15 protein-coding genes are annotated in these 15,622 nt (G+C 71.0%); 5 read left to right on the forward strand and 10 right to left on the reverse strand.

Features of this window, described 5'->3' with window-relative positions; all coding sequences use genetic code 11:
* Positions 1–16: 16 nt before the first annotated feature.
* Positions 17–913, reverse strand: a complete 897-nt coding sequence (mqnP, locus tag OHV05_RS13910; RefSeq protein ID WP_405017924.1) for a menaquinone biosynthesis prenyltransferase MqnP — start codon at positions 911–913, stop codon at positions 17–19.
* On the reverse strand, positions 910–2,367 hold the full coding sequence (locus OHV05_RS13915; RefSeq protein ID WP_405017925.1) for a menaquinone biosynthesis decarboxylase: 1,458 nt from the start codon (positions 2,365–2,367) through the stop codon (positions 910–912). Before OHV05_RS13915 ends, mqnP begins: the two co-directional genes overlap by 4 nt.
* Before the next feature lie 78 nt (positions 2,368–2,445).
* Here OHV05_RS13915 and OHV05_RS13920 point away from each other — a divergent pair, with 78 nt between their 5' ends.
* The 3 genes from OHV05_RS13920 (at position 2,446) to OHV05_RS13930 (ending at position 5,009) form a co-directional block, all read left to right on the forward strand.
* Positions 2,446–2,814, forward strand: coding sequence for a PLD nuclease N-terminal domain-containing protein (locus OHV05_RS13920; protein WP_403036379.1), 369 nt, complete (start codon positions 2,446–2,448; stop codon positions 2,812–2,814).
* Positions 2,815–3,140: 326 nt separating this feature from the next.
* On the forward strand, positions 3,141–4,742 hold the full coding sequence (locus tag OHV05_RS13925) for an acyl-CoA carboxylase subunit beta (protein ID WP_405017926.1): 1,602 nt from the start codon (positions 3,141–3,143) through the stop codon (positions 4,740–4,742).
* A 57-nt stretch (positions 4,743–4,799) separates the two neighbouring features.
* Positions 4,800–5,009: an acyl-CoA carboxylase epsilon subunit gene (locus tag OHV05_RS13930; protein WP_405017927.1), complete on the forward strand. Its 210-nt coding sequence runs from the start codon at positions 4,800–4,802 to the stop codon at positions 5,007–5,009.
* A gap of 252 nt (positions 5,010–5,261) precedes the next feature.
* Here the strand turns inward: OHV05_RS13930 and OHV05_RS13935 are convergent, their stop codons facing one another.
* From OHV05_RS13935 to hemL, 7 genes are all read right to left on the reverse strand, one after another.
* The gene (locus tag OHV05_RS13935) at positions 5,262–5,666 is read right to left on the reverse strand and encodes a hypothetical protein (protein WP_405017928.1); all 405 of its coding nucleotides are present in this window, start codon (positions 5,664–5,666) and stop codon (positions 5,262–5,264) included.
* A 75-nt stretch (positions 5,667–5,741) separates the two neighbouring features.
* Positions 5,742–6,878: a c-type cytochrome biogenesis protein CcsB gene (gene ccsB / locus OHV05_RS13940; protein WP_405017929.1), complete on the reverse strand. Its 1,137-nt coding sequence runs from the start codon at positions 6,876–6,878 to the stop codon at positions 5,742–5,744.
* 3 nt (positions 6,879–6,881) lie between these two features.
* Positions 6,882–8,549: a cytochrome c biogenesis protein ResB gene (locus OHV05_RS13945; RefSeq protein ID WP_405017930.1), complete on the reverse strand. Its 1,668-nt coding sequence runs from the start codon at positions 8,547–8,549 to the stop codon at positions 6,882–6,884.
* Positions 8,550–8,552: 3 nt separating this feature from the next.
* A complete protein-coding gene (locus OHV05_RS13950; RefSeq protein ID WP_405017931.1) occupies positions 8,553–9,329 on the reverse strand; it encodes a cytochrome c biogenesis CcdA family protein in 777 nt (258 codons plus the stop codon).
* On the reverse strand, positions 9,326–9,922 hold the full coding sequence (locus OHV05_RS13955) for a TlpA family protein disulfide reductase (RefSeq protein ID WP_405017932.1): 597 nt from the start codon (positions 9,920–9,922) through the stop codon (positions 9,326–9,328). The genes OHV05_RS13950 and OHV05_RS13955 overlap by 4 nt, the downstream gene beginning before the upstream one ends.
* A 147-nt stretch (positions 9,923–10,069) precedes the next feature.
* The gene (locus tag OHV05_RS13960) at positions 10,070–10,720 is read right to left on the reverse strand and encodes a histidine phosphatase family protein (RefSeq protein ID WP_405021460.1); all 651 of its coding nucleotides are present in this window, start codon (positions 10,718–10,720) and stop codon (positions 10,070–10,072) included.
* A gap of 53 nt (positions 10,721–10,773) precedes the next feature.
* On the reverse strand, positions 10,774–12,108 hold the full coding sequence (gene hemL / locus OHV05_RS13965) for a glutamate-1-semialdehyde 2,1-aminomutase (protein ID WP_405017933.1): 1,335 nt from the start codon (positions 12,106–12,108) through the stop codon (positions 10,774–10,776).
* A gap of 287 nt (positions 12,109–12,395) precedes the next feature.
* Here hemL and OHV05_RS13970 point away from each other — a divergent pair, with 287 nt between their 5' ends.
* Positions 12,396–13,007 carry a hypothetical protein gene (locus OHV05_RS13970; protein ID WP_221503663.1) on the forward strand — a complete coding sequence of 204 codons (612 nt, stop codon included), beginning with the start codon at positions 12,396–12,398 and terminating at the stop codon, positions 13,005–13,007.
* A gap of 12 nt (positions 13,008–13,019) precedes the next feature.
* Here OHV05_RS13970 and OHV05_RS13975 read toward each other — a convergent pair whose 3' ends face one another.
* Positions 13,020–15,053 carry a SpoIIE family protein phosphatase gene (locus OHV05_RS13975; protein WP_405017934.1) on the reverse strand — a complete coding sequence of 678 codons (2,034 nt, stop codon included), beginning with the start codon at positions 15,051–15,053 and terminating at the stop codon, positions 13,020–13,022.
* A 444-nt stretch (positions 15,054–15,497) separates the two neighbouring features.
* Here OHV05_RS13975 and OHV05_RS13980 point away from each other — a divergent pair, with 444 nt between their 5' ends.
* Complete coding sequence (locus OHV05_RS13980) at positions 15,498–15,620, forward strand: hypothetical protein (RefSeq protein WP_405017935.1); 123 nt, start codon at positions 15,498–15,500, stop codon at positions 15,618–15,620.
* The last annotated feature ends 2 nt before the right edge of the window (positions 15,621–15,622 follow it).

The raw sequence follows: 15,622 nt of genomic DNA on the forward strand, positions 1-15,622 counted from the left end.
TCCGGAGCTGCACAGGTCAGAGGCGCAGACCCCGCAGGATCAGGTCCAGCAGAGCGAAGGCGAAGAGGGACATGCCGACGAAGCCGTTGGTGGTGAAGAAGGCGCGGTTCAGCTTCGAGAGGTCGTGCGGCTTGACGATGGTGTGCTCGTAGACGAACGCGCCGGCGACCACCACCAGGCCGACCCAGAAGGCCGGCCCCGCGTCGGTGAGCAGGGCGTACCAGACCAGCAGCGCCAGGGTCACGGCGTGACAGGCGCGGGCACCGTACAGCGCGGCCGGAACCCCGAACCGGGCCGGGACTGAGCGGACGCCCTCGGCGCGGTCGGCGGTGACGTCCTGGGTGGCGAAGATCAGGTCGAAGCCGCCGATCCAGATGCCGACGGCCAGTCCGAGCACGACCGCGTCCCAGGACCAGCTGCCGGTGACGGCGAGCCAGGCACCGATCGGGCCCATCGCCTGGGCCAGGCCGAGGATGGCGTGCGGGAAGTCGGTGAACCGCTTGCCGTACGGGTAGACCACCATCGGCACCACGGCGACCGGGGCGAGCAGCAGGCAGAGCGGGTTGAGCAGCGCGGCCGAGCCGAGGAAGACCAGCAGCGCGACGGCCGAGCCGACGTACGCGGTACGCATCGAGACGGCGCCGGTGACCAGTTCGCGGTTGGCGGTGCGCGGGTTCCGGGCGTCGATCTCGCGGTCGATGATCCGGTTGGCGGCCATCGCGAAGGTGCGCAGGCCGACCATGCAGACGGTGACCAGGGCCAGCGTGCCCCAGTGCATCCGGCCGTCGTGAAGGTACATCGCGGTGAAGGCGGCGATGTAGGCGAACGGCAGGGCGAAGATCGAGTGCTCGATCAGCACCAGGTTGAGAAAGGCCCGGACCTTGTTCGGCGGGACGGCGGCGATCGCGCTCACAGCCCGTACTCCTTCCAGCGCTTGGTCACCAGGGCGGCGGTCTCCGGGTCGGAGCTGACCATCTCGGGCCAGCCGCCGTCCCGGGTGTAGCCCTCCTCGGGCAGCTTGCGGGTGGCGTCGATGCCCGCCTTGCCGCCCCAGAACTGCTGGTAGGAGGCGTGGTCCAGGTGGTCCACCGGACCCTCGACCACGGTCAGGTCGCGGCTGTAGTCGGTGTTGCCCAGGGCCCGCCAGGCGACCTCCTGGTAGTCGTGCACGTCGCAGTCGGCATCCACCACGATGATCAGCTTGGTCAGCGACATCATGTGCGCGCCCCAGATCGCGTGCATCACCTTCTGGGCGTGCTTGGGGTACTTCTTGTCGATCGAGACGATCACGCAGTTGTGGAAGCCGCCCGCCTCGGGGAGGTCGTAGTCCACGATGTCCGGGATGATGATCTTGAGCAGCGGGAGGAAGAACCGCTCGGTGAACTTCCCCAGCGGCCCGTCCTCGGTCGGCGGCCGGCCGACCACGATCGACTGCAGGATCGGGCGCTTGCGCATCGTCACGCAGTCGATGGTCAGCGCCGGGAACGGCTCCTGCGGCGTGTAGAAGCCGGTGTGGTCGCCGAACGGGCCCTCGGGCAGCATCTCCCCGGGCTCCAGCCACCCCTCCAGCACCACCTCGGCGTCGGCCGGGACCTGGAGCGGGACGGTCTTGCAGTCCACCATCCGCACCCGCTCACCGGCCACGAAGCCCGCGAACAGGTACTCGTCGATGTCACCGGGCAGCGGCGCGGTGGCCGCGTACGTCACGGCGGGCGGGCAGCCGAAGGCGATCGCGACCGGCAGCCGCTCGCCGCGCTTGGCGGCCACCGCGTAGTGGTTGCGGCTGTCCTTGTGGATCTGCCAGTGCATCCCGATGGTCCGCCTGTCGTGCCGCTGCAGGCGGTACAGACCGAGGTTGCGGATGCCGGAGTCCGGGTCCTTGGTGTGGGTCAGGCCCAGGTTGAAGAACGAGCCGCCGTCCAGCGGCCAGGTGAACAGCGCCGGGAGCCGGTCCAGGTCGACCTGATCGCCCGTCAGCACCACCTCCTGGACCGGCGCGTCCGAGGACTTCACGTTCTTCGGCGGCACGTGCGCCATCGAGGCCAGCTTGCCGAACGCGTCCCGGAAGCCGGTGAAGCCCTGCGGCAGCTCCGGCTTGAGCAGCCCGGCGATCTTCTCCGAGATCTCCTCCGGGCCCTTCAGGCCGAGCGACTTGGCGAGCCGCCGCTCCGTCCCGAAGACGTTCATCGCCAGCGGCATCGAGCAGCCCTTGACGTTCTCGAAGAGCAGCGCGGGGCCCTTGGCCTTCTGCACCCGGTCGACGATCTCGCCGATCTCCAGGTGCGGATCGACCTCGGTCTTGATCCGCTTGAGGTCGCCCTCTCGCTCCAGGGCCCGGAGAAACGAACGGAGATCGTCGTATGCCATGCGTGCCAGTATCCGATACGGACTACCCTGGCCACGCCAAGAGGGCCCGACCTGCTGCTCCCCGGGGGACATCGAACCGTGCTGAGGATTCTGCCGCCACTGCTCCTGCTCGCCCTCTGGATCTGGGCGTTCATCGACTGCCTGACCACGCCGGAGCAGGAGGTGAAGCACCTGCCCAAGGTGGCCTGGGTGATCATCGTGCTGCTCTTCCCGCTGGTCGGCTCGATCGCCTGGCTGGCCATCGGCAAGCGGCGCGGCGGCCCGACCTCGGCCCGGGCCACCGGCCGCCAGGTCGCGCCGGACGACAACCCGGAGTTCCTCGCCTCGCTGAAGAAGGACCAGGGCGACCGGGACGCCGAGCTGCTCAAGGAGTGGGAGGCCGACCTGCGCCGCCGCGAGGAGGAGCTCCGCGACAAGGGCGACGGGGAGAACCCCGACAAGCGCTGACCGGCTTTGGCGCATCCCTACGAGCCCGGACACCTCCCGGCAGTCGGCGAAAACCTGCCCCACACCCCCTGAATATGCGGCCTGACCTGCGCATCTCCCCCTGCGCCGGGCACCGCGCAGAGTCCCTCGAGCGGCCCGGCCGGGTTTTCGGCCGGGCCGCTTTCTGTACAGCCCTGACAGCTTCTGGCGCCCGACCTTGTACGGAATCGACGCCGAACCGGAGCCATGATCCCTCGTACTGTCGTAGGTGAAGAAGTGTTCGCAGCGACCGGCCCGCCACAGCGGCCCGCCGCCGGACAGTTCCCTCAGACTTGGAGTGGTTCGAGATGACGGTTCTGCACGAGGCGCCCGCCGGTGGCGAGATCCCCGAGACCCCGGCCGACGCCCGGGGGCGGGTGGCCGAACTGCACGAACTCCGCAGTCGGGTGCTGCGTGGCCCGAGCGACAAGGCGACCGAGGCGCAGCATGCCAAGGGGAAGTTGACGGCTCGTGAGCGGATCGACCTGTTGTTGGACGAGGGGTCGTTTCGTGAGGTGGAGCCGTTGCGTCGGCATCGGGCGACGGGTTTCGGTCTGGAGGGGAAGCGGCCGCACACCGATGGTGTGATCGTGGGCTGGGGGACCGTGCACGGGCGCACGGTGTTCACGTACGCGCATGATTTCCGGATCTTCGGTGGTGCGCTGGGTGAGGCGCACGCGCAGAAGATCCACAAGATCATGGACATGGCCATCGCGGCGGGTGCGCCGCTGGTGTCCCTCAACGACGGTGCCGGTGCGCGGATCCAGGAGGGTGTGACCGCGCTGGCCGGCTACGGCGGCATCTTCCAGCGCAACACCCGTGCCTCCGGTGTGATCCCGCAGATCTCGGTGATGCTCGGCCCGTGCGCGGGTGGCGCCGCGTACTCGCCGGCGCTGACGGACTTCATCTTCATGGTCCGTGAGACCTCGCAGATGTTCATCACCGGTCCCGACGTGGTGCAGGCCGTCACCGGCGAGAAGATCAGCCAGAACGGCCTCGGCGGCGCCGACGTCCACTCCGGTGTCTCCGGCGTCTCCCACTTCGCCTACGACGACGAGCAGAGCTGCATCGAGGAGGTCCGCTACCTCCTGTCGCTGCTGCCGCAGAACAACCGTGAGATGCCGCCCGCCGCGCCCAACGACGACCCCCTCGAGCGCCGCAACGACAGCCTCCTGGACCTGGTGCCCGCCGACGGCAACCGCCCCTACGACATGCGCAAGGTGATCGAGGAGATCGTCGACCACGGCGAGTTCCTGGAGATCCACGAACGCTGGGCCACCAACGTGCTGTGCGTCCTGGCCCGCATCGACGGTCACGTCACCGGCATCATCGCCAACCAGCCGCAGTCCCTGGCCGGCGTCCTGGACATCAACGCCTCCGAGAAGGCCGCACGCTTCGTCCAGATGTGCGACGCCTTCAACATCCCGCTGGTCACCATGCTGGACGTCCCCGGCTTCCTGCCCGGCGTCGACCAGGAACACGACGGCATCATCCGCCACGGCGCCAAACTGCTCTACGCGTACTGCAACGCCACCGTGCCCAGGATCCAGCTGATCCTGCGCAAGGCCTACGGCGGCGCCTACATCGTGATGGACTCCCGCTCCATCGGCGCGGACCTGTCCTACGCCTGGCCCACCAACGAGATCGCCGTGATGGGCGCCGAAGGCGCCGCCAACGTCATCTTCCGCCGCGACATCAACGGCGCCGAAGACCCCGAAGCGATGCGCGCGCAGAAGATCAAGGAATACAAGACCGAACTGATGCACCCCTACTACGCCGCCGAACGCGGCCTGGTGGACGACGTCATCGACCCCGCCGAAACCCGCGCCGTCCTCGCCTCCGCCCTCGCCATGCTCCGCACCAAACACGCCGACCTGCCGAGCCGCAAGCACGGCAACCCGCCGATGTAACGCGCCGTTGCGACGCCCGGAACCTTTCAGACTTCAAGACGCGGGAGAACTGACCTCATGACCGCCAACCCCGAACCGCTGCTCCGCATCGTCCGCGGCACCCTGTCGGACGAGGAGCTCGCCGCCCTGACCGCCGTCCTGCTGGCCCGCGCCGCAGCCGCCCAGCAGGCCGCCGCCACCGCCGTCACCGAGCCCATCGCCACCTGGTCCCGCATCGAGCGCCGCCCGGCCTACTACTCCCCTGTCAGCTGGCAGCAGGCGGCCTGACACGCTCGGGGCTGCGCCCCAGGCAACGCTCGGTTGCACGGTCCAAGGCTCGGGTGCTGCGCCGTAGGCAGGCGATCGAGCATCTACGGTCAGGGGCTCGGGGAACTGCGAGGAGATCTGGCGTTCGGGTCACTGCGAAAGTCCCTGACCACCCCTGAACGGATCACCTTGCAAGGGCCGGCCTCGCAGTTCCCCGAGCCCCTGACCGTAGATGCCGAGCCATCTGCCAAAAGCAGAGCCCATGCCAACTGCTCAGGCCACCGCCAGGGCCTTGCGGCCCGCGTGCATGACGCTGAGGTTGGCCTCCAGGCGGGTGGGGTCCTGGCAGAGCCAGAGGCGGACCGCGGCGCCGAGGATCGCGCTGGCCGAGCCGAGCCGGACGCCCGTCAGCTGGGCCACCCGGGCGGCGGCCAGGACCAGGAGGTCGGTGAGGGCGGCCGGCAGCCAGACGGTCTGCGCGCACGGCGCCGGCGGCGCGAGCGCCGCCAGCAGCCGGTAGGCGTCGGCCGGTCGGTGCAGCATCGGCAGGACGTCGAGCAGACCGTCCGCCACCACCTCCGACACGTCGCTCCGATGGCTCTGGGCGAGCCGACGGAGCAGCGCTCGCTCCGCAGCGGTGATTCGGACGGTCAGCATGACCTCGTCGCACTCAGGCATGGTGCGGCCCTCCTCGCGGTCGCGGCTTTCGAACGGGCTGAACGGGTACAGCGAACGGGTACGGCGGACGGGTCGTCAGACTCCCGCGTAGGAGTGCTTCCCCGTGACGAAGATGTTGACGCCGTAGTAGTTGAACAGCCAGCAGGAGAAGGCCAGCAGCGCCAGGTACGCGGCCTTGCGGCCCTTCCAGCCGGCCGTGGCCCGGGCGTGCAGGTAGCAGGCGTAGAACACCCAGGTGATGAAGGACCAGGTCTCCTTCGGGTCCCACTCCCAGTACTTGCCCCAGGCCGCCTCGGCCCAGATCGCACCGGCCACGATGGTGAAGGTCCAGAGCGGGAAGACGATCGCGTTGATCCGGTACGAGAGCTTGTCGAAGGTGGCGGCGGCGGGCAGCCGCTGCCAGACCGAGGCCGGGGTGCCGAGCGGTCCTGTGGTGCGGCCGGCGGCGATCCGACGGTCGTAGGTGTCCTTGCCGAGGTAGAGCACGGTGGCGATGAACGCCGCGTAGAAGGCGCCGCCGCAGAAGATCGCGGTGGAGACGTGGATCGCCAGCCAGTACGAGTGCAGGGCCGGGACGAGCTGCTCGGACTCGGTGTAGAGCACGGTGACCGCGAGGCCGAGGGTGAGGATCACCGCGACCAGCACCGGCAGGCCGAGCCAACGGACCGGCTTCCTGGCGGCCAGCAGGCCCAGGTAGGCGACCACCATGGCGAGCGCGAAGGCGCAGGAGAACTCGTACATGTTGCCCCACGGCCAGCGCATCACCGAGAGGCCCCGGGTGAGCACCGCGCCGGCGTGCAGCACCGCGCCGAGCGCGGCCAGCGAGACCGCGATCCGGCCCGCCAGGTCGCCCTTCTCGCTGCTGCCCGCCGCGCCCGGACCGTCCACCTCGGCGACCGTGTCGCGGCCGCTGGTGACCACGGTGGCCCCGGCGTCGGCGAGTGCGGTGCGGGTCAGCGTGGTGGTGCCGCCGTCGGCCGAGGCGACCGTGACGGTGACCTTCTTGGTGCCCTTGGCGGGGGCCTGCGCGGCCGCGACGGCGGCGGCCAGGCCGGCCTGCTCGACCGAGCGGACCGCGACGGCGCCCTTGCTGCCGAACGTCCACTCGAAGATGTGGGCGAACATGGCGATGACGTACACGGCCATCGCCGAGTAGATCAGCTTGTTGGAGAGGTCGGCCAGGTGTGGGTCGACCGACGAGGCGAGATTCACCGTCTACTCCTTGGAGTCCTGTGCGGTGCGGGCAGGGTGATCTGATGGGTCGTCGTCGTCGACGGCCGGGGCGTCGTCCTGGAGGTCGACCGCGATCTCGGCCAACTCCTCGGCGATCCTCGCGGACTCGCTCCGGGCCAGACCGGCGACCTCGACCAGGGTGCGGCCGTCGGGTCCGGCGGAGGCCCGTACCCAGACCCGGCGGCGCTGGACGAACAGCGAGCCGATCAGGCCGAGGATCGCGGCGACCGCGCCGAGCAGCGCGACCGCGTTGCCGGGACGGTGCGAGACGGTGAAGCTCGCCCACTGCTGGTAGCCCTCGAAGGTGAGGGTGCCGTAGCCGTCCGGCAGGGTCCAGGCCTGGCCGGGCTTGAGCCGGGCCCGGGCCGGGTTGCCGTCCTGGGTGAGCTGGGTGAGGTGCTTGGTGTCGAGCTGGTAGACGTTCTGCGGCAGGCCGGAGTCGGTGCCGAGGTCGCCCGCGTAGGCGGTGAGCACCAGCATCGGGTCGGCCGCGTCCGGGAACAGCGAGACCGGGCCGGTCTTCTCGAAGCTCTCCGGGGCGGTCGGCAGGAAGTAGCCGTTGAAGCCCAGCTGGGTCTTCTGACCGTCCTTCTCGCCGTAGTCGTTGACCTTGAGCACCCCGGTCGAGGTGAGGTTGGCGTCCTGCGGCAGGAAGGCGGTCGGGCCCGAGTAGACCTTCTCGCCCTTGGCGTTCTTCACCGTCACCACGGGCGCGTAGCCGTGGCCGATCAGGAAGACCTTGCTGCCGCCGATCTCCAGCGGGTGGTTGACCTCGATGTCGCCCTTGGTCAGCTTCCCGGTGTCGCTGCCGGTCCAGTACCTGATGTGCGCGGTGAACTGCCGGGCGCTGCCCGCCTGCGGGCCGCTGGTGGCGTACTTGGCGGTGAAGCCGTCCAGCTTGAAGCCGAACGGGTCCAGGTCGTTCAGCCCGTAGAAGGCCGAGCCGGTGAAGTCGTCCAGCTGGGTCGCGGTGTTGGAGTAGCCCTGCTTCTCGATCACCAGCTTGCCGCCCTCGCCACTGGCCAGGCTGGCCCAGGCGAAGCCGGCCAGCAGGGCGAACAGCGAGAGGTGGAAGGCCAGGTTGCCGACCTCGCGCAGGTATCCCTTCTCGGCCGCCACCGCGCCGCCGGACAGGTGGGCGCGGAAGCCGCGGCGCTTCAGCTGCGCGTACGCGGCGGCGTTCACCGCCTGGTGGCCGGCCCCGGTGTGCCAGGCCGCGTAGACCGGCATCCGGGTCAGGTTCTTCGGGGCGGCCGGCGGCTTGGCCCGCAGTACGCCGACGAACTGCCAGGTGCGCGGGATGATGCAGCCCGCGAGCGAGACGAACAGCAGGATGTAGATCGCCGAGAACCAGGCCGAGCTGTACACGTCGAACAGCTGGAGCTTCTGGTAGACCGGGGTGACGGTGGGGTGCGCCGCCTTCCAGGTCTGCACCTTGAAGGCGTTGTGGCTGTTCTGCGGGATCAGCGAGCCGGGGATGGCGGCCAGCGAGAGCAGGAACAGCAGGATCAACGCGACCCGCATCGAGGTGAGCTGACGCCACGTCCAGCGCAGCCAGCCGAGCACGCCGATGCCGGACGGGCCGTCCTGCTCGGTGGGCGCGCTGCTGAGGCGTTCCGCGTCCGTCTCAAGGTCTGTCTGGGAACTCACGGGTCAGATTCCGATCGAGAAGTCGGCGACGTAGGACTGCAGCTCACGGACCATCGAGTCCCAGGCGCCGGTGACGAGCAGCAGACCGACCACGACGAGCATCCCGCCGCCGATCCGCATCACCCACTGGTAGTGCCGCTTGACCCAGCCGAAGGCGCCGAGGGCCCGGCGGAAGGCCAGCGCGGCCACCACGAACGGTAGCCCCAGGCCGAGGCAGTAGACCGCCATCAGGAACGCGCCGCGCCCGGGTGAGGCCTGGTTCCAGGCCAGCCCCTGGATGCTGGCCAGGGTCGGCCCGACGCACGGGGTCCAGCCGACACCGAACACGATGCCGAGCAGCGGCGCCCCGGCCAGGCCGATCACCGGGCGGCGGTGCGAGCGCACCTCACGCATCGACAGGCCGGGCACCAGGCCCATGAAGGCCAGTCCCATCAGGACCACCAGCAGGCCCATCACGATGCTGATGGTCCGTTGGTTCGCCTGCAGGGTCTGCCCGAAGAAGCCGAACAGCGCGCCGCCGGAGACGAACACGGCGGTGAAGCCCAGGATGAACAGCGCCGAGCCGAGCAGCATCCGGCCGCGCCTGGCGCCCTTGGCGTCGGCCAGGTCGGCGGCCGAGAGGCCGGTGACGTAGCTCAGGTAGCCGGGCACCAGCGGCAGCACGCAGGGCGAGAAGAACGACACCAGCCCGGCCGCCAGCGCGATCGGCACGGCCAGCAGGATCGCCCCGTTGGCCACCGTCTCGTTCTGGCCCGCCGCGAGGAGGAGGGCGGTGCTCACTTCGGCTCGGCCAGGACAGGCGCGATCAGGCGCTCCAGGTCCTCCGTCGAGAGCGGGCGCATCGCCCGGGCGGCCAGCTTGCCCTGCCGGTCCACCACGATCGTGGTGGGGATGGACTGCGGGTTGAGGCTGCCCTTGGGGAACTTGAGGATCTCGGTGCCGTCCGGGTCGTACAGGCTCGGGTAGGTGATCCCGAAGCTCTCCTCGAACCGGGTGGCGTTGTTCGCGTCGGGGTCCCGGGTGTTGATCCCGAGGAACTGGACGTCCTGGTCCCGGTACTTCGACCAGACCTCCTGGAGCCCCTTCGCCTCGGCCCGGCAGGGGTTGCACCAGGAGCCCCAGACGTTGAGCACCACGACCTTGCCGCGGTAGTCGGCGAGGGCCGCCCTGTCGCCGCTCAGGGTGGCCCCGGAGATCGCGGGCGCGGCCCGCCGGGAGCTGACCGGGGCGGTGTCCAGTCCACCGTCGCCGGAGATGAACCCGGTCCGGCCGTCGGAACTGCTGGAGTCCGCGGTGCAACCGGTGAGGGTCAGCGCGGCGGCGGCGGCGAGCGCGGCGGCCGGGCGGAGGTAACGGCGGGTCGTCCCAGACATGTGAAAAGTTTCGCATGAGACTTTGGGCAGGTTTAGGGGGGTCCGGCGTTCATCGACGGACCCCCCTTGACCTGCGCTTCTTGCTCTTACGATCCGCTTAATTCGGACAAATCGGCGTTGACGTACCGTCAGAGCCGACGCCCGGTGTCAGGCCCCGAAGCTCTTGCCGACCGGGGCGTCGCCCTTCTTCCCCTTGCCCACCAGGTGGGCCGGCAGCAGGTCCCTGGCCGGCTCGCGGTAGCCGATCGAGACGATCCGGTCGCCCTCGTAGGTGAAGCTGGTCAGCGAGGCCAGCGAGCACTGCCGCTTGCGCGGGTCGTGCCAGAGCCGGCGCCGCTCGGCGAAGCTGCGGGCGATCCAGATCGGCAGCTGGTGGCTGACACAGACCGCCTCGTGCCCACGCGCCGCGTCCCGGGCCGCCGCGAGGGCGCCCATCATCCGGACCGCCTGCTCGACGTACGGCTCGCCCCAGGACGGCCGCATCGGGTTGGTGAGGTAGCGCCAGTAGGCCGGGTTCTTCAACGAGCCGTCACCGACGCCGAAGGTCTTGCCCTGGAAGATGTTGTCGGCCTCGATCAGCCGGTCGTCGACCGCGACCTCCAGGCCGTGCGTCTTGCCGATCGGCTCGGCGGTCTCCTGCGCCCGCTCCAGCGGGGAGGCCACCACGTACGTGACGTCCCGGTCCGCGAGGTGCTCGGCCACCCGGTCCGCCATCTGCCGCCCCAGTTCGGAGAGGTGGTAGTCCGGCAGCCGGCCGTAGAGCACGCCCTCCGGGTTGTGCACCTCACCGTGCCGCATCAGGTGGACGACGGTGATCTCTTTCGCGCTCACAGTGCTCGCTCCTCGATGACTTACGCGGGCCGGGCCTCGGCCGCCGCGCGGGCGGCGGCCGGCAGGGCGGCGGCGATCCACTCGATCGCGCGCTCGTCGTGCGCGGCCGAGACGAACCAGGACTCGAAGGCCGAGGGCGGCAGGTAGACGCCCTGGGCCAGCATGCTCTGGAAGAACGCGGTGAAGCGGAACGACTCCTGCTGCTTCGCCTCGTCGTAGTTGGTGACGGCGTGGTCGGTGAAGAAGACCGAGAACATGTTGCTCGCGTTCTGCAGCCGGTGCGCCACCCCCTCCTTGGTCAGCGCGAGGCTCACCAGGGCGGAGATCTCGGCGGCGACCAGGTCCACCTTCTCGTACACCGCGTCGGTGCAGTGCTGGAGCTGGGCCAGACCGGCGGCGGTGGCGATCGGGTTACCGGAGAGCGTGCCCGCCTGGTAGACCGGGCCGGCCGGGGCCAGGTGGCCCATCACGTCGGCCCGGCCGCCGAACGCGGCGGCCGGGAAGCCGCCGCCCATCACCTTGCCGAAGGTCAGCAGATCCGGCGCCCAGCCCTCGACGGCCGCCTCGACGCCGTACCAGCCGGCCTTGGAGGTGCGGAAGCCGGTCATCACCTCGTCCGAGACGAACAGCGCGCCGTTGCTCCGGCAGAGCTCCGAGAGCCCCTTGTTGAAGCCGGGCAGCGGCGGGACCACGCCCATGTTGCCGGGGGACGCCTCGGTGATCACGCAGGCGATCTGGCCCGGGTTGGCCGCGAAGGCCGCCTCGACCGCGGCCAGGTCGTTGTACGGCAGCACGATGGTGTCGCCCGCCTGAGCCCCCGTCACCCCGGGGGTGTCCGGCAGACCGAAGGTCGCGACGCCGGAGCCGGCCGCCACCAGCAGGGCGTCCACGTGGCCGTGGTAGCAGCCCGCGAACTTGATGATCTTCGCCCGGCCGGTGAAACCACGGGCCAGCCGGATCGCCGACATGGTCGCCTCGGTGCCGCTGGACACCAGCCGGACCTGCTCCACCGGGGCGACCCGGGAGACGATCTCCTCGCCGAGCAGCACCTCGCCCTCGCCGGGCGTGCCGAAGGAGGTGCCGAGGCTCACCGCCTGCTGCACCGCCTCGACCACCGCCGGGTGCGCGTGGCCCAGGATCATCGGACCCCAGGAGCAGACCAGGTCGACGTACTCGCGGCCGTCGGCGTCGGTGAGATAGGGGCCGGTACCGGACACCATGAAGCGCGGGGTGCCGCCGACCGCGCGGAAGGCGCGCACCGGGGAGTTGACGCCGCCGGGGGTCACGACCGACGCGCGGTCGAACAGCGACTGGCTCTGCGGGGCCTCGTAGGGGTAGCTCTTCGGGATGGTCACCCGGACATGGTCTCAAATCGTGTCCTGCACCTCCGCATGTCGGACCCGATCATCTGGAACGATGATCCTGGTACCGGACGGGTGCAGCCCCGATGTGACCCGAACGGACTGTACGGTCTGTAGCGTCGTGGGTACGGTTGTCCGTACCACCGCGACCGACTGCCCGCTCCGATGGGTCAGACTGTGACCGGCCGGTCCGTGTACGGCAGCGCGGAACGGGTAGTGGGCACGTTCGGAGGGACACCGAGCGTGCGGGGGTCTGTCGGTTCCGGCTAATTCCGGTGAGGATGGTCCGAGTGTCCGAGGCGCAGGACGGCCCCGACGAGGCCGTGGGTGGCTCACGTCGGCGTGCCGGAGCGGCCGGCGGGGGTACCGGTGCGGGCGGCAGGGGAAGGCGGGGCGAAGGCAGAGTGGGGGTCACCTACAAGTACTTCGGCGCACCCGACCGCGCCACCGCCGCCAGAGTCCCCACCGCCCTCGGCCCCGGCGGCCTCGGTCTGGACGCCGGCGAGCTCGGCTCGCTCGGCCGGCTCGGCGACCTGATGGAGACCAGCGGCTCGCCGAACGGCCACCTCTCCACCAAGATCAAGCCCGAGACGATGTCCGCCATGGTCCTGACGGGCATTCAGGGCGTCCCGCTGCACCAGGTCCCGCCGCTGGAGCTGGTCGTGCTGCACCCCGACTACGCCGTGGTCCAGCTGCCGCACACGGTCGTCGAACCGCTCCGCAAGGCCGACGAGACCGAGCTCGGCGCCGCCGCCTTCATCTGGTCCACCGTCCCCGACCGGCGGGGCCCCCGGGACGCCTTCGTGATCTACACGATGCTGCACGAGTGGCAGGACTTCGCCAACCGCCTGCACGACGCCGGCCACCAGCTCTACTGCCTGGTCTGGCCCTGAGCCGAAGTCCGGTCAGGTTCGACCGCCGGACGGAAGCACCGCCCGGAAGGCGAGCAGGGCGATGTCGTCGCGGGTGTCGGGGACCTGGGCGAGCAGGTGGTCGCAGAGGTCGTCGAGCGAGCGGTCCCGGGCGTGCCTGGTGGCGGTCAGCAGGCGGTCGAGGCCGGTGGTGAGGTCCTCGCCGGGGACCTCGATCAAGCCGTCGGTGTACAGCAGCAGGGTGTCGCCCGGGTCCAACTCGGCCCGGTGGGTATGGCGTTGACGGTCCGGGGCGACGCACAGCGGGACGTCGGCCTCGGCTGCCGTGAGGAACCGCGGCTCGCCGGTGGCGGGGAGCAGCAGCGGCGGCGGGTGCCCGGCGTTGGACCAGTCGGCCCGCCAGCCCGGGCCGGTGCGGGTGAGGTGCAGGTGGACGGCGGTGGCGAAGGTGCCCACGCCGAGCCCCTCGGCGGCCCGGTCGAGCGCGGTCAGCACGTCGGCGGGGGTCTGACCGCCGGTCAGGTTGTAGGCCAACGAGCGCAGCATGGCGCGCAGTTGTCCCATCGTGGTGGCCGCGGTGAGGTCGTGTCCCGACACGTCGCCGATGGTCAGCGCCAGTCGGCCGCCGGGCAGCAGGAAGGCGTCGTACCAGTCGCCGCCGACCTCGGCGGCCCGGTTGCCCGGCTGGTAGCGGGCGGTGATCCCGGTGCCGGGGACGGTGGGCGGGTCGGTGAGCATGGCCCGTTGCAGGACCAGCGCGACCTGCCTGGTCCGCTGGAGCTCCAGGGTCCGGCCCAGCGCGCTCTGGGCGCGTTGCAGGACGTCCCGGAGGAGTTCGACGTCCTCGGCGCCGGGCGGCGGACCGTCCTGGCAGGTGGCCGCGGCGGCGAGGACGGCGGTGGTGCCGTCGATGACCAGCGGCAGCAGGGTCAGGCTGGTGGCGTGCACCTCGGCCAGCCAGCGGGCCGACTCGGCGGGCACCACCCCGGCCGGCACCTCGCCGGGCGGGAAGGTGAGCAGCACCGGGGTGCGTTCGGCGACGGCCCGGAGCGCGGTGGGCCCGAGCCGGAAGGTCTGCTCGCGCAGCGCGGGCAGCGGCGGCAGACCGGCCCGGGCGGCGGAGGCGATCCGGGTGCCGATGGTCTCGTCGGGCCGTCCGGTGCTCTGCCGGGCGGAGAGCAGGAAGACCGTGCAGGCGTCGGTGAGATCGGGCACCACCAGCTCGGCGACGGCCGCGAAGGCGTCCTCCGGCCGGCTGCTCTCGGTGACCACCACGGACGCGGCCAGCAGCCGCTCGCGCTGCCGGGTGCGCCAGCGGTCCTCGACGTCGGAGGTCGCGCCGATCCACTCCACCAGCTCGCCGTCGCGCACCACCGGCACGACGCGGGCGGTGATGTGCCGGTACTCGCCGGAGGCGAACTTCAGCCGGTAGGTGTGCTCGAACTTCGAGGGCTCGCCCGCCGACGCGTGCGTCCACTGCTCCAACAGGCCCTCGCGGTCCCGGGGATGGACGAGTTCCAGCCACGCCGAGTCCATGGTGTCCCGCCAGGGGTGCCCGGTCAGCCGCTCCCAGCCGGAGACCAGCTCGGTCATCGACCGGTCGGGGCCGGCCACCCAGACCAGCTGGGAGACCGCCGTGATCAGCGCCTCGTACCGTTCGAGCGCGTGCAGGCGTTCGGCGGACAGCCGCTCGGCGTCCTGGGTGGAGTGGACCTGCTCGGTGGTGTCGATGGCGGCGATCAGCACCCCGGCACCGTGCCGGGAGGAGACCGGCGAGCAGCTGTAGACGAAGTGCCGGTGGTCCGTGTCACCCGCACCGTCCAGCACGGCGGGCGTGGTCACCTGCCGGGCCGAGCCGTCGGCGAGCACCAGGTCGAGGGTCCGGACGACGCCCTCCTGCTCCGGGCCGGCGAACAGCTCGCCGACCGGGACCCCCAGCGAGCGCGGTCCGAACAGCTCCTGGAACGCCTCGTTCCGGTAGGCCAGCCGGTGCTCGGCCCCGGCGGTGAGCGCGATCGCGACGATCGCCCGGTCGAAGACCTCCGGCGCCAACTGCGGCTCGGCCACCCCTGACGCTCCCTCCCGCACGGCGGACGGCGGCGACACCTCCGCCACCACCTGGTGATCCCGTCGAACGCTACCCGTGGACACCGGCTCCGCCCCGAAGCCCGGACCGCTCGTCCGTCCGTGTCGCCGGACCGTCCTGACGGCCCGTCCGCCGCCGACGGCCGGACGCCGACGGCCGGACCCGGTCGAGCAGATGGCCCGGTTGAGCCGTCCGGGTGGCGGCCGGACCGGCACCGGCTGCCGTCGGCCGGGGTGCGTCATGCGTAGAACCGACTGTCCACCGAGGGACGGATCGCGGCTCGACGCCGTTCGGCGCGGCCTACGGCAGCTCCCAGGCTGACCCGTACCTGGGCCTGCGGACCACCCCCGGCGGTGCCCCGTCCACCACCACCATCACCTTCGCCCCCTCCCGCCGCCGGGAGTTGGGCGATCGCGCTGGGCGACGTGGACGCCGACAGCGTCACGGTGGCCGCCACCGGGGCCGGCCGGGCCCTCGGCCTCGCCGCGTTGACCACCGCGCTCGGCGCCGCGGCCGTCGCGGCCGCCGGCCGGCTGCGCTCGGTCTGACG

It is taken from the genome of Kitasatospora sp. NBC_00070, from assembly GCF_045041205.1.
GTDB lineage: Bacteria > Actinomycetota > Actinomycetes > Streptomycetales > Streptomycetaceae > Kitasatospora.

Coding starts and splice junctions, on each gene's coding strand:
- OHV05_RS13970 (WP_221503663.1), top strand. CDS start 12,396: ATGGTCCGAGTGTCCGAGGCGCAGGACGGCCCCGACGAGGCCGTGGGT.
- OHV05_RS13915 (WP_405017925.1), bottom strand. CDS start 2,367: ATGGCATACGACGATCTCCGTTCGTTTCTCCGGGCCCTGGAGCGAGAG.
- OHV05_RS13930 (WP_405017927.1), top strand. CDS start 4,800: ATGACCGCCAACCCCGAACCGCTGCTCCGCATCGTCCGCGGCACCCTG.
- OHV05_RS13935 (WP_405017928.1), bottom strand. CDS start 5,666: ATGCCTGAGTGCGACGAGGTCATGCTGACCGTCCGAATCACCGCTGCG.
- OHV05_RS13925 (WP_405017926.1), top strand. CDS start 3,141: ATGACGGTTCTGCACGAGGCGCCCGCCGGTGGCGAGATCCCCGAGACC.
- OHV05_RS13955 (WP_405017932.1), bottom strand. CDS start 9,922: ATGTCTGGGACGACCCGCCGTTACCTCCGCCCGGCCGCCGCGCTCGCC.
- OHV05_RS13960 (WP_405021460.1), bottom strand. CDS start 10,720: ATGCGGCACGGTGAGGTGCACAACCCGGAGGGCGTGCTCTACGGCCGG.